The organism is Serratia sp. 2C06 (assembly GCF_050037615.1).
GTDB lineage: Bacteria > Pseudomonadota > Gammaproteobacteria > Enterobacterales > Enterobacteriaceae > Serratia > Serratia ureilytica.
This window is the reverse complement of sequence record NZ_CP188299.1, coordinates 2,341,311-2,364,913: the sequence shown is the minus strand read 5'-3', so window position 1 is coordinate 2,364,913 and position 23,603 is coordinate 2,341,311. Positions and strand designations below refer to the sequence as shown.

The 23,603-nt window shown below is 59.5% G+C and carries 19 protein-coding genes; 10 read left to right on the top strand and 9 right to left on the bottom strand.

Features of this window, described 5'->3' with window-relative positions; all coding sequences use genetic code 11:
* Positions 1–25: 25 nt before the first annotated feature.
* Positions 26–2,722, top strand: a complete 2,697-nt coding sequence (gene kdpD / locus ACP3TA_RS11665; protein WP_042783854.1) for a two-component system sensor histidine kinase KdpD — start codon at positions 26–28, stop codon at positions 2,720–2,722.
* 16 nt (positions 2,723–2,738) lie between these two features.
* Positions 2,739–3,428: a two-component system response regulator KdpE gene (kdpE, locus tag ACP3TA_RS11660; protein WP_033637458.1), complete on the top strand. Its 690-nt coding sequence runs from the start codon at positions 2,739–2,741 to the stop codon at positions 3,426–3,428.
* Between the two features lie 27 nt (positions 3,429–3,455).
* Here kdpE and ACP3TA_RS11655 read toward each other — a convergent pair whose 3' ends face one another.
* The 4 genes from ACP3TA_RS11655 to seqA form a co-directional block, all read right to left on the bottom strand.
* Positions 3,456–3,755 carry a DUF3861 domain-containing protein gene (locus tag ACP3TA_RS11655; protein ID WP_033642181.1) on the bottom strand — a complete coding sequence of 100 codons (300 nt, stop codon included), beginning with the start codon at positions 3,753–3,755 and terminating at the stop codon, positions 3,456–3,458.
* A complete protein-coding gene (locus ACP3TA_RS11650) occupies positions 3,755–4,393 on the bottom strand; it encodes a PadR family transcriptional regulator (RefSeq protein ID WP_033642180.1) in 639 nt (212 codons plus the stop codon). The genes ACP3TA_RS11655 and ACP3TA_RS11650 overlap by 1 nt, the downstream gene beginning before the upstream one ends.
* Positions 4,394–4,584: 191 nt before the next feature.
* Entirely contained in the window at positions 4,585–6,228 is a 1,644-nt protein-coding gene (gene pgm / locus ACP3TA_RS11645; protein ID WP_101453521.1) for a phosphoglucomutase (alpha-D-glucose-1,6-bisphosphate-dependent), read from the bottom strand.
* A 77-nt stretch (positions 6,229–6,305) separates the two neighbouring features.
* The gene (gene seqA, locus ACP3TA_RS11640; RefSeq protein ID WP_033651164.1) at positions 6,306–6,848 is read right to left on the bottom strand and encodes a replication initiation negative regulator SeqA; all 543 of its coding nucleotides are present in this window, start codon (positions 6,846–6,848) and stop codon (positions 6,306–6,308) included.
* Between the two features lie 224 nt (positions 6,849–7,072).
* Here seqA and ybfF point away from each other — a divergent pair, with 224 nt between their 5' ends.
* From ybfF to fur, 4 genes are all read left to right on the top strand, one after another.
* On the top strand, positions 7,073–7,846 hold the full coding sequence (ybfF, locus tag ACP3TA_RS11635) for an esterase (protein WP_129993242.1): 774 nt from the start codon (positions 7,073–7,075) through the stop codon (positions 7,844–7,846).
* A gap of 256 nt (positions 7,847–8,102) precedes the next feature.
* The gene (gene ybfE, locus ACP3TA_RS11630; RefSeq protein ID WP_004939936.1) at positions 8,103–8,390 is read left to right on the top strand and encodes a LexA regulated protein; all 288 of its coding nucleotides are present in this window, start codon (positions 8,103–8,105) and stop codon (positions 8,388–8,390) included.
* Positions 8,391–8,653: 263 nt separating this feature from the next.
* Positions 8,654–9,193 carry a flavodoxin FldA gene (gene fldA / locus ACP3TA_RS11625; protein ID WP_004939938.1) on the top strand — a complete coding sequence of 180 codons (540 nt, stop codon included), beginning with the start codon at positions 8,654–8,656 and terminating at the stop codon, positions 9,191–9,193.
* A 329-nt stretch (positions 9,194–9,522) separates the two neighbouring features.
* On the top strand, positions 9,523–9,969 hold the full coding sequence (gene fur, locus ACP3TA_RS11620) for a ferric iron uptake transcriptional regulator (protein ID WP_019454058.1): 447 nt from the start codon (positions 9,523–9,525) through the stop codon (positions 9,967–9,969).
* 249 nt (positions 9,970–10,218) lie between these two features.
* Here fur and ACP3TA_RS11615 read toward each other — a convergent pair whose 3' ends face one another.
* The 5 genes from ACP3TA_RS11615 to nagE all read right to left on the bottom strand — a co-directional run bounded on the left by ACP3TA_RS11615 (position 10,219) and on the right by nagE (position 19,184).
* Positions 10,219–12,876, bottom strand: a complete 2,658-nt coding sequence (locus ACP3TA_RS11615) for a beta-N-acetylhexosaminidase (protein WP_206196014.1) — start codon at positions 12,874–12,876, stop codon at positions 10,219–10,221.
* A 13-nt stretch (positions 12,877–12,889) separates the two neighbouring features.
* Positions 12,890–13,216 (bottom strand): ChiQ/YbfN family lipoprotein, encoded by a 327-nt coding sequence (gene chiQ, locus ACP3TA_RS11610; protein ID WP_046686572.1) that lies wholly within the window; start codon positions 13,214–13,216, stop codon positions 12,890–12,892.
* 45 nt (positions 13,217–13,261) lie between these two features.
* Entirely contained in the window at positions 13,262–14,665 is a 1,404-nt protein-coding gene (gene chiP / locus ACP3TA_RS11605) for a chitoporin ChiP (protein ID WP_033642176.1), read from the bottom strand.
* 576 nt (positions 14,666–15,241) lie between these two features.
* Positions 15,242–16,906, bottom strand: coding sequence for a glutamine--tRNA ligase (gene glnS, locus ACP3TA_RS11600; protein WP_197800612.1), 1,665 nt, complete (start codon positions 16,904–16,906; stop codon positions 15,242–15,244).
* A gap of 241 nt (positions 16,907–17,147) precedes the next feature.
* Positions 17,148–19,184, bottom strand: coding sequence for an N-acetylglucosamine-specific PTS transporter subunit IIBC (gene nagE, locus ACP3TA_RS11595; RefSeq protein WP_042783851.1), 2,037 nt, complete (start codon positions 19,182–19,184; stop codon positions 17,148–17,150).
* A gap of 334 nt (positions 19,185–19,518) precedes the next feature.
* On the opposite strand from nagE, the gene nagB reads away from it, so the two are divergent.
* The 4 genes from nagB to ACP3TA_RS11575 all read left to right on the top strand — a co-directional run bounded on the left by nagB (position 19,519) and on the right by ACP3TA_RS11575 (position 23,545).
* Positions 19,519–20,319 (top strand): glucosamine-6-phosphate deaminase, encoded by an 801-nt coding sequence (gene nagB / locus ACP3TA_RS11590; protein ID WP_004939952.1) that lies wholly within the window; start codon positions 19,519–19,521, stop codon positions 20,317–20,319.
* An 18-nt stretch (positions 20,320–20,337) separates the two neighbouring features.
* The gene (gene nagA / locus ACP3TA_RS11585; protein ID WP_197800613.1) at positions 20,338–21,477 is read left to right on the top strand and encodes an N-acetylglucosamine-6-phosphate deacetylase; all 1,140 of its coding nucleotides are present in this window, start codon (positions 20,338–20,340) and stop codon (positions 21,475–21,477) included.
* Between the two features lie 27 nt (positions 21,478–21,504).
* The gene (gene nagC, locus ACP3TA_RS11580) at positions 21,505–22,725 is read left to right on the top strand and encodes a DNA-binding transcriptional regulator NagC (RefSeq protein WP_019454064.1); all 1,221 of its coding nucleotides are present in this window, start codon (positions 21,505–21,507) and stop codon (positions 22,723–22,725) included.
* Positions 22,726–22,792: 67 nt separating this feature from the next.
* A complete protein-coding gene (locus tag ACP3TA_RS11575) occupies positions 22,793–23,545 on the top strand; it encodes an HAD-IIA family hydrolase (RefSeq protein ID WP_004939957.1) in 753 nt (250 codons plus the stop codon).
* The last annotated feature ends 58 nt before the right edge of the window (positions 23,546–23,603 follow it).

Genomic DNA, 23,603 nt, shown 5'->3' with positions numbered 1-23,603 from the left:
TTGCTTGGTAACACAAGGAATTGTCATGGTCGAAGAAGAACAGCAGCGTCCCGATCCCGATAGCCTGCTGGCGCTGGCCAATGAAAAACCGCGCGGCCGGTTGAAGGTATTCTTCGGCGCCTGCGCCGGCGTAGGCAAAACCTACGCCATGCTGCAGGAGGCCCAGCGTTTGCGCGCCCAGGGGCTGGACGTGCTGGTCGGCGTGGTGGAAACCCACGGCCGCAGCGAGACCGCCGCCCTGCTCGACGGCCTGGCGCTGTTGCCGCAAAAGCGCATCCAGCATCGCGGGCGACTGGTGCATGAATTCGACCTCGACGCCGCGTTGGCGCGCCATCCGGCGCTGATCCTGATGGACGAACTGGCGCACAGCAACGCCCACGGTTCGCGCCACCCCAAACGCTGGCAGGATGTGGAAGAGCTGCTGGACGCCGGCATCGACGTGCTGACTACCGTCAACGTACAACATTTGGAAAGTCTGAACGACGTGGTGGGCGGCGTGACCGGCGTGCGGGTGCGCGAAACGGTGCCCGACCACGTGTTTGACGAGGCCAGCGAAGTGGTGCTGGTCGATCTGCCGCCGGACGATCTGCGCCGACGGCTGCACGAAGGCAAAGTGTATATTCCCGGTCAGGCCGAGCGCGCCATCGAGCATTTTTTCCGTAAAGGCAACCTGATCGCCCTGCGCGAGTTGGCGCTGCGCCGCACCGCCGATCGGGTCGATGACCAGATGCGCGAGTTTCGCGACACCCAGGGGCGCGAGAAAGTGTGGCACACCCGCGACAGCATTCTGCTGTGCGTCGGCCACAACAGCGGCAACGAAAAGCTGGTGCGCATCGCCGCCCGGCTGGCGGCGCGGCTCGGCTGCCACTGGCATGCGGTCTACGTGGAAACCCCCAAGCTGCACCGGCTGCCGGAAAACCAGCGCCGCGCCATTCTGCGCGCGCTGCGGCTGGCGCAGGAGCTGGGCGCCGAAACCGCCACCCTGGCCGATCCGTCCGAAGAGCGCGCAGTGCTGCGCTACGCCCGCGAGCATAACCTCGGCAAAATCATCATCGGCCGCCGCAGCGAGCAGCGCTGGAAGCTGCGCGGCAGTTTCGCCGATCGCCTCGGCCGGCTGGGTCCGGATCTCGATCTGGTGATCGTCGCGCTGGACAGCGACGCCGCACAGCCGCCGCCGGGCAAGGAGCACGACGGCCGCAGCTTCAATGAGAAATGGCGCATGCAGCTGCGCGGCTGCGCGGTAGCGGTGGCGCTGTGCGCGCTGATCACCCTGCTCTCGCAGTGGCTGCTGCCGGGCTTCGATCAGGCCAACCTGGTGATGGTCTACCTGCTCGGCGTGGCGATCGTCGCGCTGTTCTTCGGCCGCTGGCCATCGGTGCTGGCGGCGGTGATCAACGTCGCCAGTTTCGATCTGTTCTTCGTTCAGCCCGAATGGTCGTTCGCCGTCAGCGATATGCAGTATCTGCTGACCTTCGGCGTGATGCTCGCCGTCGGCATCATCATCGGCAACCTGACCGCCGGGGTGCGTTATCAGGCCCGGGTGGCGCGCTATCGCGAGCAGCGGGCGCGCCATCTGTACGAAATGTCACGTGGGCTGAGCCGCGCGCTGACCGTGGCCGACATCGCCAACACCAGCCGTCATTTCCTCTCCAGCAGCTTCCAGGCGAAAACCGTGCTGCTGCTGCCGCAGGAAGACGGCCGGCTGCAGCAAATGATCGGCGAGGAAGGCGGGCTGCTGTCGGTAGACGAAGCCATCGCGCGCTGGAGTTTCGATAAAGGCTTGCCGGCCGGCGCCGGCACCGACACCCTGCCCGGCGTGCCTTACCAACTGCTGCCGCTCAATACCCCCAAACAGACCTTCGGCCTGTTGGCGATCGAACCCAACAACCTGCGCCAGCTGATGGTGCCGGAACAACAGCGGCTGCTGCAAACCTTCGCAGTGCTGATCGCCAGCGCGCTGGAACGTCTGCACCTGGCGCGCAGCGCCGAAGAAGCCAAGCTGGACGCCGAACGCGAACAGCTGCGCAACTCGCTGCTGGCGGCGCTGTCGCACGATCTTCGCACCCCGCTGACCGTGTTGTTCGGCCAGGCGGAAATTCTCACGCTGGACCTGGCGGCCGAAGGTTCCAATCACGCCACCCAGGCCAGCCAGATCCGCCAGCAGGTGCTGAGCACCACCCGGCTGGTGAACAACCTGCTGGATATGGCGCGCATCCAGTCCGGCGGTTTCAGCCTGCGTAAAGAGTGGCAGTCGCTGGAAGAGATCGTCGGCGCTTCGCTGCACATGCTGGAGCCGCTGCTCAGCCAGCATCCAATCGAGGTCGATCTGCCGCCGGAACAGATCCTGGTCAACTGCGACGGCAGCCTGCTGGAACGGGTGTTCACCAACCTGTTGGAAAACGCCAATAAATACGCCGGCGCCGAGGCCACCATCGGCATTCGCGCCCGCACGCTGCCCGAGTGGCTGGAAGTCGAGGTCTGGGATAACGGCCCCGGCATCCCCGCCGATCAGCTGCAGCTGATTTTCGACAAGTTTTCACGCGGCAATAAAGAGTCGGCGATCCCTGGCGTCGGCTTGGGGTTAGCGATTTGTCGTGCCATTATTGAAGTGCATGACGGCCGCATCTGGGCGGAAAACGGCGCCAACGGCGGCGCCAGCTTCCGCTTCGTGCTGCCGCTGGAAAAACCGCCCGAGATCGACGGCGACGCCTTCGATCTGTAATCAACGCAGGGGAAACGTGAGCATAACGCCAACCAACATTCTGATTGTTGAAGATGAAAAAGAGATCCGCCGCTTCGTGCGCACCGCGCTGGAGAGCGAAGGCCTGCGGGTGTTTGAAAGTGAAACGCTGCAGCGCGGGTTGATTGAAGCCGGCACGCGCAAACCGGATCTGATCATCCTGGATTTGGGCTTGCCGGACGGCGACGGGCTGAGCTACATCCGCGATCTGCGGCAGTGGAGCGCCATTCCGGTGATCGTGCTGTCGGCGCGCAACGCCGAAGAGGACAAGATCGCCGCGCTGGACGCCGGCGCCGACGACTATCTCAGCAAACCGTTCGGCATCGGTGAGCTGCTGGCGCGGGTGCGGGTCGCGCTGCGTCGCCACTCAGCTAGCCAACAGGAAAGCCCGCTGGTGAGCTTTTCGGCGATTACCGTCGATCTGGTGAATCGCCGGGTGCTGCGCAACGACGAAGATCTGCATCTGACGCCGATCGAGTTTCGTCTGTTGGCGGAGCTGCTGGCCAACGCCGGCAAGGTGATCACCCAACGCCAGCTGTTGAGCCACGTCTGGGGGCCGAACTACGTGGAGCACAGCCACTATCTGCGCATCTACATGGGCCATTTGCGGCAGAAGCTCGAAGCCGATCCGGCCCGGCCCAAACACCTGCTGACCGAAACCGGCGTCGGCTATCGCTTCATGCCTTAACCCCGGAGGGCGCGGTTTGCCGCGCCTTTACGCCGCCGGGCCCTTCTTCAATCCGACCATAAACTCCTTAAACGCCTCGCGCAGCGGAGCGAACACCGGGTGTTTGCGGTTTTCGATCATCACTTCGGAGAACAGCTTCAACCCCACGGCAAAAGCCGCGCTCTGCTCGGGGCCGAAGTTCAGATCGTCACGCGCCCGAATGCGCTCGACGATCTCGAGAATATCGTCGTGGTTGCTCACCTCAAAACTCAGCGGCGCTTTCTCGACGGGATTGCCCTGGCGATCGCTCAGGGCTTCAACGGTAATGTTAAAACGGTGGCCGGGCATCAGTTCTTCTCCTGTTGCGAAGGTTGAATCTGCATTTCGCTTTCGATCGCCGCCACGGCGGTCAGCAACGCGGCGTTGATGCGCTCCACCTGCTGCGGCGTAAGATCGGCGCGCATCACGTTGCCGCGCAGCAGGCTGCGCAGACGGTTCATGGCGTCGTAGATGCCTTCCGCCAGGTTGCCGTGCCGATGACGCTCGCGGCCGGCGCCCGCCAGACGCGCCAGAATGACCTCAACCACCTGTTGATGCTTTTGCAGCTCGCCCTCGCCCGCCGCGGTGATGCGGTAGCTTTTGCGGCCGTTGCCGGTGGTGAGCGGTTCGAGGAAATCCTGCTCTTCCAGCAGCGTCAGCGTGGGGTAAATCACCCCCGGGCTCGGCACGTACAGGCCGGATGACGCTTCCTCGATCGCCTTGATCAATTCGTACCCGTGGCTGGGCTTGCGCGCCACCAGCGCCAGCAGCACCAGGCGCAGATCGCCGTGTTCGAACAGACGATGACGCCCGCCCCGGCCGCCGCGCCCACCCCGGCCGTGCTCTTCGCCTTCGCCGCCGAAGTGATGGCGCCCGCCGCGATGACGACGACCCTCTTCGCATTCATGGTGATGATGATGCCGGTGTAAGCCTAATCGATGAAACATAAGGTGAGACCTCGCTTTAGTAGGGAACATCAATACGAGGTTGTTTAGATATATCTAAACAGCATCGATAGCGCTAATCTAGATCGATATATCTAAATGCGCAAGCGCGTGCCGTGAAAAAGATATATCTAAATAGCGCCCATAAAAAAAGCGCTGTAAAAACAGCGCTTTTTATCAATCAAGAAAAGTGATTACTTGGCGGAAGCCAGCACTTCGCTGACGATCTCGACCGCTTCGTGCTCAATCTTCTCGCGGTGCTCCGCCCCGAGGAAGCTCTCGCAGTAGATCTTGTAAGCCTCTTCGGTGCCGGAAGGACGAGCCGCGAACCAACCGTTGTCGGTCATCACTTTCAGGCCGCCGATCGACGCGCCGTTGCCCGGCGCTGCGGTCAGACGTGCGGTGATCGGGTCCCCGCCCAGCGTACTGGCCTTGACCATCTCCGGCGACAGCTTGGACAGCGCCGCTTTCTGCGCATGGGTTGCCGGCGCCTGGATGCGGTTGTAGCTTGGCGCACCGAAGCGTTTGGCCAGATCGTCATAGTGATGCTGCGGGTTTTCACCGGTTACCGCGGTGATTTCAGCCGCCAGCAGACACATGATGATACCGTCTTTGTCCGTCGACCACGGTTTGCCGTTGAAGCGCAGGAACGAGGCCCCGGCGCTCTCTTCGCCGCCAAAGCCCAGGCTGCCGTCGAACAGACCGTCCACGAACCACTTGAAGCCGACCGGCACTTCCACCAGCTTGCGGCCCAGATCGGCCACCACGCGATCGATCATCGCGCTGGACACCAGCGTTTTACCCACCGCAACATCGGCACCCCACTGCGGGCGATGCTGGAACAGGTAGTTGATGGCTACCGCCAGATAGTGGTTCGGGTTCATCAGACCCTTCGGCGTGACGATGCCGTGGCGGTCGTAATCCGGATCGTTGGCGAACGCCAAATCGAATTTGTCGCGCAGCGCCAGCAGGCCGGCCATCGCCGACTCCGACGAGCAGTCCATGCGGATGATGCCGTCGTGATCCAGGTGCATAAAGCGGAACGTCTGATCGATGGAATCGTTCACCAGCGTCAGATCCAGCTTGTAGTGTTCCGCCACCCGCTGCCAATAGGCGATGCCGGAACCGCCGAGCGGATCCACGCCCAGCTTCAGGCCGGCGCGTTGGATGGCCGGCATGTCGACCACCTCCACCAGCCCTTCGACGTAAGGCTGCACCAGATCTTTGGCGTGCAGGTGGCCGCTGTTCCAGGCCTTGTCCAGCGACTGACGCTGCACGCCTTTCAGCTGCTGCGCCAGCAGTTCGTTGGCGCGCTTTTCGATCACCGACGTCAGGTTGGTGTCAGCCGGGCCGCCGTTCGGCGGATTGTATTTGATGCCGCCGTCTTCCGGCGGGTTGTGGGACGGCGTAATGACGATGCCGTCGGCCTGCGCGCCGCCGCGGCGGTTGTGGCACAGAATGGCGTGCGATACCGCCGGCGTTGGCGTGAAGCCGTTGTTTTCCTGCACGATCACATCGACGCCGTTGGCGGTCAGCACTTCCAGCACGGAAATGAAGGCCGGCTCGGACAGTGCATGGGTGTCTTTGCCCACGTAGCACGGGCCGGTAGTGCCTTGCTGATGACGAACTTCGGCGATCGCCTGAGCGATGGCGAGAATGTGCGCTTCGTTGAAGCTGTGGCGCTGCGCGCTGCCGCGGTGGCCGGAGGTGCCAAACTTCACCGCATGTGCGGCATTGCCGGCTTCCGGTTGCAGCACATAGTACTGCGACGTCAGCTGGGCTACGTTGATCAGATCGCTTTGACGGGCGGGCTGCCCGGCACGTGGATTATTCGCCATCGACATATCTCCCTCATCCCTGTCGGTGACCGGGCAAATACGTCGCGCACGGCCATCATGACGGGCTGTTCGCTAAATTAGACGGTACCGCAAACTTTCTCGATCAGTTCCGCCGGGAACTGCATCGCCTGCATGATGTGTTCGATCATGCTGCGTTTGCGGCCGGTATTGGTATTGGTGATCACCCAGTAAGGGGTGCCCGGCACATGCTTCGGCTTGGTATGCGTGCCGTTGGCCAGCAGGGTCTGCTGATCGCCGGCGAAATAGGTGCGGGTACGGCCGGTCAACGCCTCGGTGGCGGCGGCAAAACCGGCGGCATCGAGGGTGTACAGCGTGGACAGCACCAGCATGAAACGGTTGACCGCTTTGTTCTGCTCGGCGTATTCATCCGACAGCAGCAGTTCACGCACGGCGCGTACGCGATCGCGCGGGCGCTGAACCGGCGCCGCTTTTTCCGCTTCGACGGACGGCGACGCACTGGCGGCAGGCAACGCGCGCACCGGCTGACCGGCGGTGAATTTCAACATGCGGCGTAAAATATCGGACGCGCTTTCACCGATGTGTTGCGTGTGGCTGGCAATATAACGGTAAAGCTCTTCGTCGACTTCAATAGTTTTCATCTTTATCCAATACTGTTTTTTCTACTTAGAACCTGAAGCCAGATCCTGCATTCAAGCCATGGGATTATAAGGTTAAAAGCGCTGGGGCGAACACAACAATGTGCCTCCGGACGGCAAATGCAGACTAATACCTATAGCCGGCACTGCCAAGCCCGCGCCGCGAAAATTCCGCATGATTCATCGTGCGATTCAATCATGATACCCTAATCTGAATCTCTCTCAGTATGAACTTCGCCATGAAATTACATTATCAACTGCTGGCCGCCGAGTCAGACGCGCTGCCGGTGCTGCTGATCCACGGGCTGTTCGGCAATTTGGACAACCTGGGCGTGCTGGCGCGCGATCTGCATCAGCGTCACAGCGTAATTAAGGTCGATCTGCGCAACCACGGCCTCTCCCCGCGCGCCGACGAGATGAACTACCCCGCGATGGCGCAGGATCTGCTGGAGCTGCTCGACGAACTGCGGCTTGAGAAAGCGATCGTCATCGGCCATTCGATGGGCGGCAAAGCGGCGATGGCGCTGACCGCCATCGCGCCCGAGCGCGTCGCCAAGCTGATCGTCATCGACGTCGCGCCGGTGAATTACCAGACCCGACGTCACGACGAGATTTTCGCCGCCCTGAAGGCCGTCAGCGCCGCCGGCATCACCCAGCGCCAGGCCGCCGCCCAGCTGATGCGTGATTACCTGCAGGAAGAAGGCGTGATCCAGTTCCTGCTGAAGTCCTTCCATAACGGCGAATGGCGCTTCAACCTGCCGGTGCTGATTGAACGCTATGATGACATCACCGGCTGGCAGGACGTGCCGGCCTGGCCGCACCCGACCCTGTTCATTCGCGGCGGCCTGTCGCCGTACGTGCAGGACAGCTATCGTGCGGACATCGCCCGCCAGTTCCCGCGGGCCCGCGCGCACGTCGTTGCCGGCACCGGCCATTGGGTGCACGCCGAAAAACCGGAGGCGGTGCTGCGCGCCATCCACCGTTTCCTCGGCGAAGCCTGAAAAATACGCTCACCTGGCGAAAAAACGCGCTAAAGATAACGGCTTAGCGCGTTTAGCCCGCAGTTAGGCATTGTCGCCGCTCCATCTGCTGGGGTAATATGGCGCGCTATAATTTTGCCGCCGCGCCAGCGCGTTCGCGAACGCCGGGTCGGGGGTGAATTTGGGTTAGGGTTTATTGGCCCGAAGTGTGTTAACCGATGCCTCCGGAAGCGTGCGAGCGCTTTTTGATGCAAACTCCCTTGCAGTACCGCTACCTATGGCAAAAGAACAAACGGATCGCACGACGCTGGATCTGTTCGCAGATGAACGCCGTCCGGGGCGCCCGAAAACCAACCCGCTTTCCCGCGATGAACAGCTTAGAATCAATAAGCGCAATCAGTTACGGCGCGATAAAGTGCGTGGATTGCGGCGCGTAGAGCTGAAAATCAACGCGGATGCGGTGGACGCCCTGAACAAACTGGCGGAACAGCGCAACATCAGCCGCAGCGAACTCATCGAGCAGATGCTGTTGGCGCAACTGGCGGAAGAACAGCCGGAACATTGATCTCTTCGGCCGCACGCGCGGCGCGGCGTTAAGGACAACGCCGGATCGACACGCTTTTCTTCATCTCCGGCATCGCATAAATGCGATAAAACCCCGGCGCCACTTTCTGGCATGATACGCATTTACCGGTAAGAGACTGCGCCTGTCGGCGCCCGCCCCCCGCGGCGAACGGCTCTTGCCATGGCATCATTTTAATCGGCGTCAGCGGCGGCAGTGCTGGCATCGAGTAATGCAATTACTTGAATTTAAAGGTTATACGCGATATGGCTACTGTAGGCATTTTCTTTGGCAGCGACACTGGCAATACCGAAAACATTGCCAAAATGATCCAGAAAATTCTCCAGAAACAGTTTGGCGACGACGTCTCTGAAGTGCATGACATCGCTAAAAGCAGCAAAGAAGACCTGGAAGGGTTCGATATCCTGCTGCTGGGTATCCCGACCTGGTACTACGGTGAAGCGCAGTGTGACTGGGACGATTTCTTCCCGACGCTGGAAGAAGTCGATTTCAACGGCAAACTGGTGGCGCTGTTCGGCTGCGGCGACCAGGAAGACTACGCGGAATATTTCTGTGACGCGATGGGCACCATCCGCGACATCATCGAACCGCGCGGCGCGGCCATCGTGGGCCACTGGCCGACCAAAGGCTACCACTTCGAAGCCTCCAAAGGCCTGGCGGACGACAACCACTTCATCGGTCTGGCGATCGACGAAGACCGTCAGCCGGAGCTGACCAACGAGCGTGTCGACGCCTGGGTCAAACAGATCGTCGAAGAGCTGAGCCTGGCCGATATCGTCGGCTAAACGCCGGGACTGGCGAAAGGTTGAACAAAGGCCCTGTAAAGTGCATAGTGTGCCGACAGGGCCGTCATCGGCAACAGGGATTGCTGCGATAGAAGCTACAGATTTGTAACTTCCCACCCCGTCACGGTAGACTGAGATATCGGTTTATCCCATCCATCAAGGCGTTGCATGCAAAACATGCAATAGTGCAATTATATCTTTGTTAACAACCGGCGGTTTCCATTTAGTACAACCGGTTCTATAATGAGACGCATTAACTCTTTGTGCCGACCGATGCCACAGGCGAGTACGCCTCAACTTGATTAGCATAGTAACAGGACTGAATTCGCATGACCGACAACAACATCGCATTGAAGAAGGCCGGCTTAAAAGTCACGCTTCCGCGACTCAAAATCCTGGAAGTACTGCAAAATCCGGAATGCCATCACGTCAGTGCGGAAGATTTGTACAAAAAACTGATTGATATGGGCGAAGAGATCGGGCTGGCGACGGTTTATCGCGTACTGAACCAGTTTGACGATGCGGGCATTGTGACACGTCACAATTTCGAAGGCGGCAAGTCCGTGTTCGAGCTGACCCAACAGCATCACCACGATCACCTGATTTGCCTGGATTGCGGCAAAGTGATCGAATTCAGCGACGAATCCATCGAAGTGCGCCAGCGTGACATCGCCAAGCAGCACGGCATCAAGCTCACCAACCACAGTCTGTACCTGTACGGCCACTGTGAAACCGGTGACTGTCGCGAAGACGAAACGCTGCACGACAAGAAATAAGCCCTGACCGGCTATGAAAAACCGCCTCACCTTGAGGCGGTTTTTTTATGCCCGCCATGCAGCAGACAAAAAAATCCCCGGACCAGCCGGGGAAAATCATGTCATGAAATACCACAATTGCAGCGGCACTGCGACTCCACGTACTACTCTCACTACAACGTCCGCCCTGCGCCGACACGCGCGGGCGAACGCATTCCCCCTTCGTTATGATGCGGCCCGCCGTCAAAACTGCGGGCCGCACCGCCCTTCTTAGACCTTTTCGGCGCGGCTGTAGCGTTTGCCGTCCGGGCTGACCGAGCGCACCTGTACTTCGCCGGAGACCGCAGGTTTAGCCTTGGCATCATAGCGCTGCCACTGCTTACCGCCGTCGGTGGAGTACTCGATGCCCAACCCCGGCAGCGCGATATTCGCCTCCAGCTTGCCGCCCGCCACGCGAGCGCCCGGCACCGGCAGACGATAAGCCACGCCGCCTTTGTCCAGCTTGGCCAGTTCACGCTGGCCCAGAATATTGGCGAAGCGCAGCCAATCTTTCTCCAGCGTCTTGGTATCGACAAAGTGGGTTTCCCCGCCTTTGTATTCGCGGCCGGCGCGATAGTCCTGCTCCCAACCGGCGCGATGCCAGGCGCGCTCCGCCACCGACAGCGCGCGTGGGAAGATCATGTATTCCATCTGCGGGTCGGTGCGCTGGGTTTCGCTCCACAGCTGAGCGGACAGCCCGTAGGCGCCCGGCCACGGCTTGTCGCTCTTGGCGTTGAAGTGGTTGCCGTCTCGGTCAACCGAGGTTTCCGCGTTCTGCGGCATGTTGTCCGGCGCGAAGCTGAACACCTTGCGCTCGTCGCTGAAGCGGGTGCCCCAGTAGTAACCGCGCTCGTCCGGGTTCACCTCGTAAGGGAAGTCCATATAGACGTAGTCCGGGTTGGAGACCACCACTTCATACCCTTTGTTGGCCCAGTCGTTGACGCTGTCGAAACCGCCCCAGTACAGGGTGTCCCAGAAGTTGACCCCCACGCGCGAGGTGGCGAACGCCTTCGAACTCTCGGCGTCCTTCAGGCCGTCTTGCCAGGCCTGCATTCTGTCGATGCCGTGCGCCTTCACCAGCTTGCTGACCTCTTGGCCGAAGTAGCTCGGCAGGTGCTCCATGTCGGCCACTTTGCCCTCTTTGATCATCACCTGGCACACCTGAGACTTGGCCCACGGCTTGTCTTCATTGCTCTGGTCAATGATGCCTTTACCCGGTTCCGGTTTCGCCTTGTCGGTGTAGCCGGCGCCCAGGCGGATGTTTTTCGCTTCGTCGCCGCCAAAGTGCCAGGTCTTAATCGGCTGGCCGGCTTCTTTATGCATCTGGGCAATCTCGCCAATCACCTTGTCGACAAAGCGCTGGGAGGAATCCAGGCACGGGTTCAGGTAACTCTGACGGTTAAAGAACTGCACGGAGGTGGTATTGGAGGTATCGGTCGGATCCACCAGGCGGAACTCGTTGGCCTCCTGCTCTTTGCCGGCGGCATGCAGTTTCTTGTAGCGCGCTTCCATCGAGACCACCGCCGCGCGGGCGTGCGCCGGCATGTCGATCTCCGGGATCACCTCAATCTGGCGCGCCTGGGCGTATTTGATGATGTCGATGTAGTCCTGACGAGTGAAGAAACCGCCGTAGACATCCGGCCCCTGGCCGTACTGCGGCAGCAGGCAGGTGGTTTCGCTCAGATCGTGGCAGCGCTGGCCGCCGACTTCCGTCAACTCAGGCAAGCCGGGAATTTCGATTCGCCAACCTTCGTCATCGCTCAGGTGGAAGTGGAATTTGTTGAGCTTGTAAGCCGCCATCTGATCCAGCAGGCGCAGCACCGCATCCTTCTTATGGAAGTTGCGCGCCACGTCGAGGAAAATGCCGCGATACTGGAAGCGCGGCGCATCGCTGGCGTCGAGCGTGGCGATCTTGCCGCTGCCGTCGGTCGGCACTAACGACAGGATAGACTGCAACCCGTAGAACACCCCGGCCTGATCGAAGCCGATCACCCGCGCCTCTTTCTTGCCGATCTTCAGCTCATAAGCGCCCGGCACCGCCATCGCGCCTTTAAACTTGCCCGGCTGGATGTCGGTCTTGATCGGGTAACCGTTGGCCTGAACCGGCACGCCCAGCAGCGCGAAGCGCTGGTTGACGACATCCGCCGCCGGCTTGACCAACGTGCTCAGATCCGGCGATACCCCTTTGCGCAGATCGGCGTCCTGCGCGTGCACTTTCACCTGCATCGGCGTCGGCACGATCTGGCCGCGCAGCGCGCCGGCGGGCAGCGTCTGCAGATCGGCGTTGCTGACAAAACGCGAAGCCGGCGTCATCAGAATATTTTTGTCGTCCTTGGTGCGCTTCCACTGATCGCCGGTAAACGGCGCCACAAACTGATCCAGATTTTCGGTGTCGGTATTCGCCAGCATTTTCGGCTTGGCGTCGCCGGACGTGGCATACCAGCGGGGCAGGAAGTCGTTTCTGAACAGCTGCCAGTATTCGGCGACCACCGGGATTTCCACCGCCTTACCGGCCGGGAAGCCGCTGAATTTGGCGGTCGGCTCCAGCTTGTACAGATCGCCGGTGAGGTGAGCAATCTTGAACTGGTCGTTGTCTACCCGCAGGGTCTGGCGCGGGCTGTGGAAATAGATGACCCAGTCTTTACCGTCGATCGCCTGGCCGTCGTTGCTGAGGGTGAACAACACCCGGTTGCATGAGGCCCAGTCGGCGCCCAGCGCCGCGCAATCCACGCCGTTTTCGCCGGCGCGGTTATCCAGCATTTTTACGTTCAGCTTCAGCTGGCTCAGCTGATCCACCAGCTGTTGATCGGCCATGGCGCTCCCCATGCCGCCCAGGAATCCCATCGTTGCCGTCAAGGCGGCCAGTGCGCTCAGTTTGAATGCGTTCATCTTCTCGTCCTTCTTAATTATTGTTATCGCGAATTTCTTGCCACAGCTTGCCGCACTTGGCGTCGTAAGCCTGACCGTTGCCGCTGTGAACCGCCATAATGCAGTTCTGATAATCCATCACCCGTACCGTTTCCTGCGCAGCGAACTGCTGGTGCTGTTTCTCTTGTTTCAGCACGTTCAGCACCGCCTTGCACGGCTGCAGACGCTCCGGCGAGCCTTCCGCGGTATTGATGCAGGCGCTGTAAGCCTGTTTCAACCTGGCGTCTTCCGGCGGCGCGGCGGGTTGCGCACAGGCGCTCAGGGCCGCAGCGGCCGCCAACATCAGCATGATTTTTTTCATCGTTGAATTCCCTTAACTGCCCCGGCGGCAAGGCCGGGGAACGCATCAGAAGATGGTGAATGGCGCGATGACCATGAACTTGACGTCTTTCTCGTCCTGGAAGATGTTGCCGTAACCGCCGCCCCAGCTCGGAATGTTGGTGTGGTTGTCATACTGGGTGTAATGCAGCTTGAGCAGCGTGCCCTTGGCGCGCCCTTCCTGGATGGTGTACATCGCGTCCAGACTCCAGGCGCTCTCTTTCAGGCGCTGGCTCTGATCGTAGATCGGGTTGGTGCTCGGCTTGGCGTCCCAGGCGTAAACGTAAGAGCCGCCGACCGCCATGCCCGGCAGGTTCCAGTTGCTGAGGTCATACATCACGCCGGCATACACCGCTTTCTCGCCGTTGGCGTTAAAGTCGGAGCGGTTATCCCACCACACGTCCAGGCGACCGTTTGACGAGGCGTAGGTCGGGGTCATACGTTGCAGGAAGAAGCCCTGATTGCCTTCCGCCTTGACCATGGTGCCTTCCAGACGCCAGTTGAACTGGCCGGTGGTGTAACCGAAGGTCAACGCCTGCAGCCAGGCCAGGCCGTCATAAATGCTGTTCGGATCGTTCTTGTTGCTGATGCGGTCTTCCGCGCCATAGAACTGGTAACTGGTGGTCAGCGGGTTGCCCAGCAGATCGAATTTGTAAGACGCCTTGGTGAAGTACTGATTCACGTACCCCTGGGCCTGGCCGTAAGCGGCTTCCAGCACCAGATCGTTTTTGAAATCGTACTTGGCGCCCAGCGAGTGCAGGTAGGAGACACGGGTTTTCTTATCGTTCTGGCGGAAGTCGTCCATCTCGATATGCCACGGCGCTTTGTATTTGTCGGCCCACATGTAGGAGAAGCTCAACGCGCCGGCATCGCCGTAGTCGAACTTGGCGCCGGCTTCAGCCCCCTGATAAGTGCCCGGCATAAAGCTCCAGTGCGGCGCCAGCAGGGTTTGGCCGCTCGGCTGAATATAGCCAGCGCGCGCCCAGACCGGGCCGTATTTGAATTTGGCGGCGGCTTTGTACAGGCTGATACCCCCTTTATCACCGGAGTAGTCTTCGTCGTAGGTACGGTTCTTCGAGGAGAACGCGATTTCGTTCGGGTGACCGCTGGCGCTGGATTCAGCCAGTTCGATGGCGGTAAAAGTGCCGACATCCAGACCGAACATGTCCCAGGCGTAGCCCGACGCGAAATCCAGGCTCAGGTTGGCGGTAGAGTGGGACAGGTTGGTGGTGTATTGATTGTAATCCTTGCTGTCCGGATTGAGATCTTTACGGTCACGCTCACGTTGCCAGTAATAAATGCCGCCGGTCAGCGTGGAATCCTCGATAAACCCTGCGGCTTTCGCCTCAGGCGCCATGGCAAACCCTGTTCCCAACAGCGCGCCCGCGACTGCGAGCGCCAGCGTTTTACGCTGAGCACCGTGCGTACCCATATTGAAATTCCTCTTTGACTTAACTTAAAAGTTGCAGCCGCCTGTGTTCACCACTGCCCTGCACGACTGCCAATAAAAAACCCGAACGGGTAAAAATATTGCCGACGAGATGTTATTCCCACAGCACTAATTGCTACAGACAGACTATTTTTCGCGACGCGAATTATCAAATGAAAAATGCGGAAGATTTGTCAAAGTATGACAAGGAGCACATATCGGTGATAATTTGTTACGCTGGCATTCATGGAAGGTGTCGAATAAAAAATTCAATTAAATCAGAATAAATACGGATACCAGGTCAACCAGAGACGATTAATGGTTTCAGCCTGACTAAATCCGTCAGTCAGGAGATAAAATTTGAGAGCGCTCTCTAAATGAAATTAATTCGCATCACGAATATATAAGTAAAGATTAAGACTACTAAGCCCAATATAAGAAAACTTATTGATTAACGCACCGCAGTTAATTAAACGCAGCCCGGAAAAACGTGGCGGGAATAGATGATTTACTCAATAGCAGGCATAAAAAAGCGCGGCCTGAGCCGCGCTGATACATTAATTTTCGAGGCGATTAAGATTAGCCTTCGATTTTCGCCCAGGTGTCACGCAGACCGACGGTGCGGTTAAACACCAGGTGCTCAGCCGAAGAGTAATGGCTGTCGGCGCAGAAGTAGCCTTCACGCTCGAACTGATAGGCTTTCTCCGGCTGTGCGGCCGCCAGACTCGGCTCAACGAAACCGTGCTTGATCACCAGCGATTCCGGGTTAATGGTGGAGAGGAAGTCCTCCGCCGCGCCCGGGTTAGGCACGCTGAACAGGCGATCGTACAGGCGAATTTCCGCCGGCAGCGCGTGCGCCGCAGACACCCAGTGGATCACGCCCTTCACCTTGCGGCCGTCGGCAGGATCTTTGCTCAGCGTTTCCGCATCGTAGCTGCAGAAGATGGTGGTGATCTCGCCGGCTTCATCTTTCTCGACGCGCTCGGCCTTGATCACGTACGCGTTGCGCAGACGCACTTCCTTACCCAACACCAGACGCTTGTACTGCTTGTTGGCTTCTTCGCGGAAGTCGGCGCGATCGATATAGATCTCACGGCTGAACGGCACATCGCGGTTGCCCATTTCCGGCTTGTTCGGGTGGTTAGGCATGCTGACCATTTCCACCGCATCGCCCATGTTCTCGATGACGATTTTCACCGGATCCAGCACCGCCATGGCGCGCGGCGCGTTCTCATTCAGATCGTCGCGGATGCAGGATTCCAGCGCCACCATTTCGACGTTGTTGTCTTGCTTGGTTACGCCGATGCGCAGGCAGAACTCGCGGATCGAGGCGGCAGTATAACCACGGCGGCGCAGACCGGAGACGGTCGGCATGCGCGGATCATCCCAACCTTCGACGATCTTCTCGGCCACCAGCTGATGCAGCTTGCGCTTCGACATGATGGCGTATTCGAGGTTGAGACGCGAAAACTCGTACTGGCGCGGGTGGCAAGGAATGGTGATGTTATCCAGCACCCAATCATACAAACGGCGGTTATCCTGGAATTCCAGGGTGCACAGCGAATGGGTGATCCCTTCCAGCGCATCGGAAATGCAGTGGGTGAAATCGTACATCGGGTAGATGCACCATTTATTGCCGGTCTGGTGGTGTTCGGCGAACTTGATGCGGTACAGCACCGGATCGCGCATCACGATAAACGGCGAAGCCATATCGATCTTGGCGCGCAGGCAGGCAGCGCCTTCGGCGAATTCGCCGTTGCGCATCTTCTCGAACAGCGCCAGGTTCTCTTCCACGCTGCGACCGCGGTACGGGCTGTCTTTGCCCGGCGCAGTCAGGGTGCCGCGATATTCACGGATCTGCTCCGGCGACAGCTCATCGACGTAGGCCAGGCCCTTGGTGATCAGCTCAACCGCATACTGGTGCAGCTGATCGAAATAGTCTGAGGAGTAACGAACGTTGCCGCTCCACTCAAAGCCCAGCCACTCAACGTCGTGCTTGATTGACTCCACGAACTCGATGTCTTCTTTCACCGGGTTGGTGTCGTCGAAACGCAGGTTGCACTGGCCCTGATAGTCCTTGGCGATGCCGAAGTTCAGGCAGATGGACTTGGCGTGGCCGATATGCAGATAGCCGTTAGGCTCCGGCGGGAAGCGGGTATGTACCGACGTGTGTTTCCCCGACGCCAGATCTTCATCGACGATCTGACGGATAAAATTGGTTGGGCGGGCTTCAGCCTCACTCATTTCACTGTTCCTCAATGCAAAGCGCTACACATAACCGCCTATGATCCAACAAGCCACGTCTGGAAACAACCGTTTGTTTCACGAAAAATGCGGCGCGTTGCACCCTCGGCGCGCAACGCACCGCCGTGGGGCGAAACGGAATAAAAAAAAACGGGAAGAGATCGCTCTCTTCCCGCCAAGTCGGGGCAAACTCCGCCATGATGCGTGTTCGGCCCCAGGCACTACTCAGGTAAAAACAGCCTTATTTCTGGATCTCATACAGCTTGGTCTGACCGGCGACTACAGAGCCGCTGGCCAGCGCCGCCAGGCCGGCGTACTCGTCAGAGTTGCTGACTACCACCGGGCTTATCATCGAACGCGCATTGGCATTCAGGTAATCCAGATCCAGTTCCAGAATCGGTTGACCGGCTTTCACTTCCGCGCCCTCTTCCACCAGGCGTTTGAAGCCCTGGCCTTCCAGCGCGACGGTGTCGATCCCCATGTGCACCACGATCTCGGCGCCCTTGTCGGTTTCCAGGCAGAATGCGTGGTTGGTATTGAAGATTTTCACCACGGTGCCGTCAGCCGGCGCCACCACGATCTTGTCGGTCGGGCGAATCGCCAGGCCGTCGCCTACCGCCTTGCTGGCGAAAGCTTCGTCCGGCACCTGTTCGAGCGCCACCACTTCGCCGGTCACCGGCGCCACCAGCGTTTCAAACGCGGCTTTCGGCGCGTTCGGCACCGCCTGCGGTTTGGCTTCCGCGGCAGGCGCCGCCGCCGGGGCCGCCGCTGCCGCTACCGGGCCGGCCGCAATCACGTTGCGCATTGCGCTGGCGATAAGTTCGGCACGGGTGCCGACGATCACTTGCACGCTCTGCTTGTTCAGGCGGATAACGCCCGACGCGCCGAGGCGTTTCGCCAATGCGTCGTTCACCAGCGCGGAGTCTTTCACATTCAAACGCAGCCGGGTGATGCAGGCGTCGATGCCGGTCAGGTTGTCGGAACCGCCGATCGCGCCGACGTAACGACGAGCCAGGGTGGTGGTTTCGTTCTCGTCTTTACCGGCGTTGCTGTCGACGTTGACGTCGTAGCCGTCGGTTTCGTCACCGGCAACCGCCAGCTCGCGGCCCGGGGTCATCAGGTTGAATTTTTTGATGGTGAAGCGGAACACCACGTAGTAGATGACGAAGAACACCAGGCCTTGCGGGATCAGCATGTACCAGTGGGTCGCCAGCGGGTTGCGAGACGACAGCACCATATCCACCAGGCCGGCGCTGAAGCCGAAACCGGCGATCCAATGCATGCTGGCGGCGATGAACACCGAGATACCGGTCAGCACGGCGTGGATCACGTACAGCACCGGCGCCACGAACATGAAGGAGAATTCCAGCGGTTCGGTAATACCGGTAAAGAAGGCGGCGAAAGCGGCCGCCAGCATGATGCCCGCCACTTTAGCTTTGTTCTCAGGACGCGCGCAGTGGTAAATGGCCAGCGCCGCCCCCGGCAGACCGAACATCATGATCGGGAAGAAGCCCGCCTGATAACGGCCGGTGATGCCGACAACCGCTTTACCGGCTTCGATCGACTGCTGGCCGCCAAGGAAGTTAGGAATATCGTTGATGCCGGCCACGTCGAACCAGAACACCGAGTTCAGCGCGTGGTGCAGGCCGACCGGGATCAGCAGGCGGTTGAAGAAGGCGTAGATGCCCGCGCCGACCGAGCCCATTTTCTGAATGTGTTCACCGAAGTTCACCAGACCGTTGAAGATCACCGGCCAAATGTACATCAGGATGAAAGCCACCAGGATCATCAGGAAGGAAATGAGGATCGGCACCAAACGGCGGCCGCTGAAGAACGACAGCGCCTTGGGCAGCTCGACGCCGCTGAAGCGGTTGTACACTTCGGCGGAGATGATGCCCACCAGAATACCGACGAACTGGTTCTGGATCTTGCCGAACGCGGCGGGCACCTGATCGAGCGGGATCTTCTGAATCATCGACACGGCGGCCGGCGAACAGAGAGTGGTCAGCACCAGGAAGCCGACGAAGCCGGTCAACGCGGCGGCGCCGTCCTTGTCTTTGGACATGCCGTAGGCCACGCCGATAGCGAACAGCACCGACATGTTGTCGATGATAGCGGAGCCGGATTTAATGAAGAAAGCGGCGAGCGCGTTGTCGCCGCCCCAACCAACAGGGTCAATCCAGTACCCGACGCCCATCAAGATGGCGGCGGCGGGCAGCGTGGCGACCGGCACCATCAGCGCCCGTCCCACCTTTTGCAAATAACTAAGAATGTTCACCTTTTCCCCCTATGTTGTCCGCGGACGGACCCTATTAGTAGTTTATTTGAAGCTCTCACTACCTTTTTAGAAACAGCGCTTGGCACGTATCACTCATGCCGAGTGTAAAAAATTTATTTTGTATCGCAAATTAAAACCTCCCTTTTTGTGATAAATATCACCAAAAAGTAGTCTTTACCTCCCAGATTGCTGGCCATCACACAAAACTTATTTTATCATTCAAAAAATCAACCGGACGGACGATTCACGCGAGAATCATAAAGCTGGGTTACGCTTACGACTCCCGCAGGCCCGTACAGTATAGCTTTAGTTTACTTATCCCAAGAGGTGTTAGATGAGACTTATCCCACTGAAAGATACCGCACAAGTCGGCAAATGGGCCGCGCGTCATATCGTTCAACGCATCAACGCATTCAAGCCAACCGCAGAGCGCCCGTTTGTTCTCGGCCTGCCCACCGGCGGCACGCCGCTGGAAGCCTACAAACATCTGATTGCGATGCACAAAGCAGGTGAAGTAAGCTTTAAGCATGTTGTGACTTTCAACATGGACGAGTACGTTGGCCTGCCGCAGGAACACCCGGAAAGCTATCACACCTTCATGTACCGCAACTTCTTTGATCACGTTGATATCCCTCGCGAAAATATCAACCTGCTGAACGGCAACGCCGCGGATGTCGACGCCGAGTGCCGCCAGTACGAAGAGAAGATCAAGTCTTACGGCAAAATTAACCTGTTCATGGGCGGCGTGGGCATCGACGGCCATATCGCGTTCAACGAGCCGGCTTCGTCCCTGGCTTCGCGCACCCGCATCAAAACGCTGACCGAAGACACCCGCATCGCCAACTCGCGCTTCTTCGGCGGTGACGTCAGCCTGGTGCCGAAATATGCGCTGACCGTCGGCGTGGGCACGCTGCTGGACGCGGAAGAAGTAATGATCCTGGTCACCGGCCACGCCAAGGCGCAGGCGCTGGAAGCCGCAGTGGAAGGCAATATCAACCACATGTGGACCATCAGCTGTCTGCAGTTGCACGCCAAAGCGGTAGTGGTGTGCGACGAACCGGCCACCATGGAGCTGAAAGTCAAAACCGTCAAATATTTCCGCGAGTTAGAAGCGGAAAGCGTGAAAAGTCTTTAATCTTTGCAGGGGGCTACGATGTTCGCTTTAACCCACGGCCGAATCTATACCGGCCACGACGTACTTGATGACCATGCAGTCATTATCGCTGATGGGCTGATCGAGAAAGTCTGCCCGGCGGCTGAATTGCCCGCCGGCATCGAAACGCGCGACCTGGGTGGCGCCATCCTGGCCCCCGGGCTTATCGACGTGCAGCTGAACGGCTGCGGCGGCGTACAGTTCAACGATTCGCTGGAAGCGATCTCGGAAGAAACGCTGGAGATCATGCAGCGCGCCAACGAGAAATCCGGCTGCACCAGCTATCTGCCGACGCTGATCACCAGCAGCGACGAATTCATGAAGCACAGCGTCGACGTGATGCGCGCTTATCTGAAAAAGCACCAAAACCAGGCGTTGGGCCTGCACCTGGAAGGGCCATACCTCAGCCCGGTGAAAAAAGGCACCCACAATCCGGCGTTCATTCGCAAGCCGACCCAGGAAATGATCGATTACCTGTGCGCCAACGCCGACGTGATCACCAAGGTGACGCTGGCGCCGGAAATGGTTGAGCCGCACTTTATCAAGCAACTGACCAAGGCCGGCATCGTGGTCTCCGCCGGCCACTCGAACGCCACCTACGATCAGGCGCGCACCGGCTTCGCCGCCGGCATCAGCTTCGCCACCCACCTGTACAACGCCATGCCTTATATCACCGGCCGCGAACCGGGGCTGATGGGGGCAATCTTCGATACGCCGGAGGTCTATACCGGCATCATCGCCGACGGCCATCACGTGGCCTGGGCGAGTATCCGTAACGCCAAACGCCTGAAAGGTGATAAATTGGTCTTGGTCACCGATGCCACCGCGCCGGCGGGTGCAGATATTGACCAATTTATTTTCGCCGGTAAAACAATATACTATCGGGATGGGCTGTGCGTGGATGAGAACGGCACCCTGAGCGGTTCCGCGCTGACCATGATCGAAGCGGTGCGAAACAGCGTCGAGCATATCGGCATCGCGCTGGACGAAGCGCTGCGCATGGCGACGCTGTATCCGGCGCGCGCCATCGGCGTCGATCACCGTCTGGGCACCCTCGAAGCCGGCAAGGTGGCTAACCTGACCGCCTTCACCCGTGATTTCAAGATCACCAAAACGCTCGTTAACGGTAACGAGGTTTAATTCAATGAACAGCGAGTAAAATTATTGATGAGCACTGGCGGACAAGCACAAATAGGGAACGTTGACTTAGTCAAACAACTTAACGGCGCGGCAGTTTACCGCCTGATCGACCAGCAGGGCCCGATCTCGCGCATTCAGATTGCCGAACTCAGCCAGCTCGCCCCCGCCAGCGTCACCAAAATTACTCGCCAGCTGCTGGAGCGCGGGCTGATCAAAGAAGTCGATCAGCAGGCCTCCACCGGCGGCCGCCGCGCGATCTCCATCGTGTCGGAAACCCGTCATTTCCATACCGTCGCGGTGCGTCTCGGCCGCCACGACGCCACCATCACCCTGTATGACATGAGCGGCAAGTCGCTCAGCGAAGAACACTATCCGCTGCCGGAACGCACTCAAGAAACGCTGGAGAATGCGCTGTTCGCCGCCATCGCCCAATTCATCGACGCTAACCAGCGCCGCCTGCGCGAGCTGATCGCCATCGCGGTGATCCTGCCCGGCCTGGTGGATCCGGCGCTGGGCGTGGTGCGCTACATGCCGCACATCAGCGTCAGCAATTGGGCGCTGGTGGACAACCTGCAGCAGCGCTTTAACGTCACCAGCTTCGTCGGCCACGACATCCGCAGCCTGGCGCTGGCGGAGCACTACTTCGGCGCCACCCGCGACTGCGAAGACTCGATTCTGGTACGCCTGCACCGCGGCACCGGCGCCGGCATCATCGTCAACGGGCAGATTTTTCTCGGCAACAACGGCAACGTCGGCGAGATCGGCCATATCCAGATCGATCCGCTGGGGGAACGCTGCCACTGCGGCAACTTCGGCTGCCTGGAAACCGTGGCCGCCAACGCCGCGATCGAACAGCGCGTGCGCCAGCTGCTGAGCCAGGGCTATCCGAGCAAACTGACGCTGGAAGACTGCGGCATCAACGCCATCTGCAAGGCCGCCAACCGCGGCGATCTGCTGGCCAGCGAAGTGATCGAACACGTAGGCCGCTATCTGGGCAAAGCGGTGGCCATCGCCATCAACCTGTTCAATCCGCAGAAGGTGGTGATCGCCGGTGAGATCACCGAAGCGGACAAGGTGCTGCTGCCGGCGATCCAGAGCTGCATCAATACCCAGGTGCTGAAGGACTTCCGCAAAAATCTGCCGGTGGTGACCTCCGAACTCAATCATCGCTCGGCGATCGGCGCTTTCGCCCTGGCCAAACGCGCGATGCTCAACGGCGTGCTCTTGCAGCGATTGCTGGAAAGCTGATCCGCCGCTTCTGGCAGGCGTGTTATCGTCACCCTTCGCCTGCCGTAATCATGAGAAACAGCGACAAATGAAAATCAAAAACGTTATATGCGATATCGACGGCGTGCTGCTGCATGACAATACGCCGGTGCCAGGCGCCGATCTGTTCCTGGCGCGCATCCAGGAACAGGGCATGCCGCTGGTGGTGCTGACTAACTACCCGTCACAGACCGCGCAGGATCTGGCGAACCGCTTCGCCGCCGCCGGGCTGGAAGTGCCGGAGAGCGCGTTCTACACCTCGGCGATGGCCACCGCCGATTTCCTGCGCCGTCAGGAAGGCAAAAAAGCCTATGTGGTCGGCGAAGGCGCCCTGATCCATGAGCTGTACAAAGCCGGTTTCACCATCACCGACATCAACCCCGACTTCGTGATCGTCGGTGAAACCCGCTCTTACAACTGGGACATGATGCATAAAGCCGCCTACTTCGTCAGTAACGGCGCGCGCTTTATCGCCACCAACCCGGATAGTCACGGCCACGGCTTCTCGCCGGCCTGCGGCGCGCTGTGCGCCCCCATCGAGAAGATCACCGGCCGCAAGCCGTTTTACGTCGGCAAGCCCAGCCCGTGGATCATTCGCGCCGCACTGAACAAAATGCAGGCGCACTCGGAAGAGACGGTGATCGTCGGCGATAACCTGCGCACCGACATTCTGGCGGGCTTCCAGGCCGGCCTGGAAACCGTGCTGGTGCTGTCCGGCGTCTCCACGCTGAGCGACATCGAAACCATGCCGTTCCGCCCGAGCTACGTCTACCCTTCCGTCGCCGATATCACCATCTTCTGATGCGGCCATGGCGGCCGCCCGGCCGCCATTATTTCCTTCTCCCTCAGCGTCGGTTTGA

Coding starts and splice junctions, on each gene's coding strand:
- kdpD (WP_042783854.1), top strand. CDS start 26: ATGGTCGAAGAAGAACAGCAGCGTCCCGATCCCGATAGCCTGCTGGCG.
- ACP3TA_RS11655 (WP_033642181.1), bottom strand. CDS start 3,755: ATGCCCGGCCACCGTTTTAACATTACCGTTGAAGCCCTGAGCGATCGC.
- ACP3TA_RS11650 (WP_033642180.1), bottom strand. CDS start 4,393: ATGTTTCATCGATTAGGCTTACACCGGCATCATCATCACCATGAATGC.
- pgm (WP_101453521.1), bottom strand. CDS start 6,228: ATGGCGAATAATCCACGTGCCGGGCAGCCCGCCCGTCAAAGCGATCTG.
- seqA (WP_033651164.1), bottom strand. CDS start 6,848: ATGAAAACTATTGAAGTCGACGAAGAGCTTTACCGTTATATTGCCAGC.
- ybfF (WP_129993242.1), top strand. CDS start 7,073: ATGAACTTCGCCATGAAATTACATTATCAACTGCTGGCCGCCGAGTCA.
- ybfE (WP_004939936.1), top strand. CDS start 8,103: ATGGCAAAAGAACAAACGGATCGCACGACGCTGGATCTGTTCGCAGAT.
- fldA (WP_004939938.1), top strand. CDS start 8,654: ATGGCTACTGTAGGCATTTTCTTTGGCAGCGACACTGGCAATACCGAA.
- fur (WP_019454058.1), top strand. CDS start 9,523: ATGACCGACAACAACATCGCATTGAAGAAGGCCGGCTTAAAAGTCACG.
- ACP3TA_RS11615 (WP_206196014.1), bottom strand. CDS start 12,876: ATGAACGCATTCAAACTGAGCGCACTGGCCGCCTTGACGGCAACGATG.
- chiQ (WP_046686572.1), bottom strand. CDS start 13,216: ATGAAAAAAATCATGCTGATGTTGGCGGCCGCTGCGGCCCTGAGCGCC.
- chiP (WP_033642176.1), bottom strand. CDS start 14,665: ATGGGTACGCACGGTGCTCAGCGTAAAACGCTGGCGCTCGCAGTCGCG.
- glnS (WP_197800612.1), bottom strand. CDS start 16,906: ATGAGTGAGGCTGAAGCCCGCCCAACCAATTTTATCCGTCAGATCGTC.
- nagB (WP_004939952.1), top strand. CDS start 19,519: ATGAGACTTATCCCACTGAAAGATACCGCACAAGTCGGCAAATGGGCC.
- nagA (WP_197800613.1), top strand. CDS start 20,338: ATGTTCGCTTTAACCCACGGCCGAATCTATACCGGCCACGACGTACTT.
- nagC (WP_019454064.1), top strand. CDS start 21,505: ATGAGCACTGGCGGACAAGCACAAATAGGGAACGTTGACTTAGTCAAA.
- ACP3TA_RS11575 (WP_004939957.1), top strand. CDS start 22,793: ATGAAAATCAAAAACGTTATATGCGATATCGACGGCGTGCTGCTGCAT.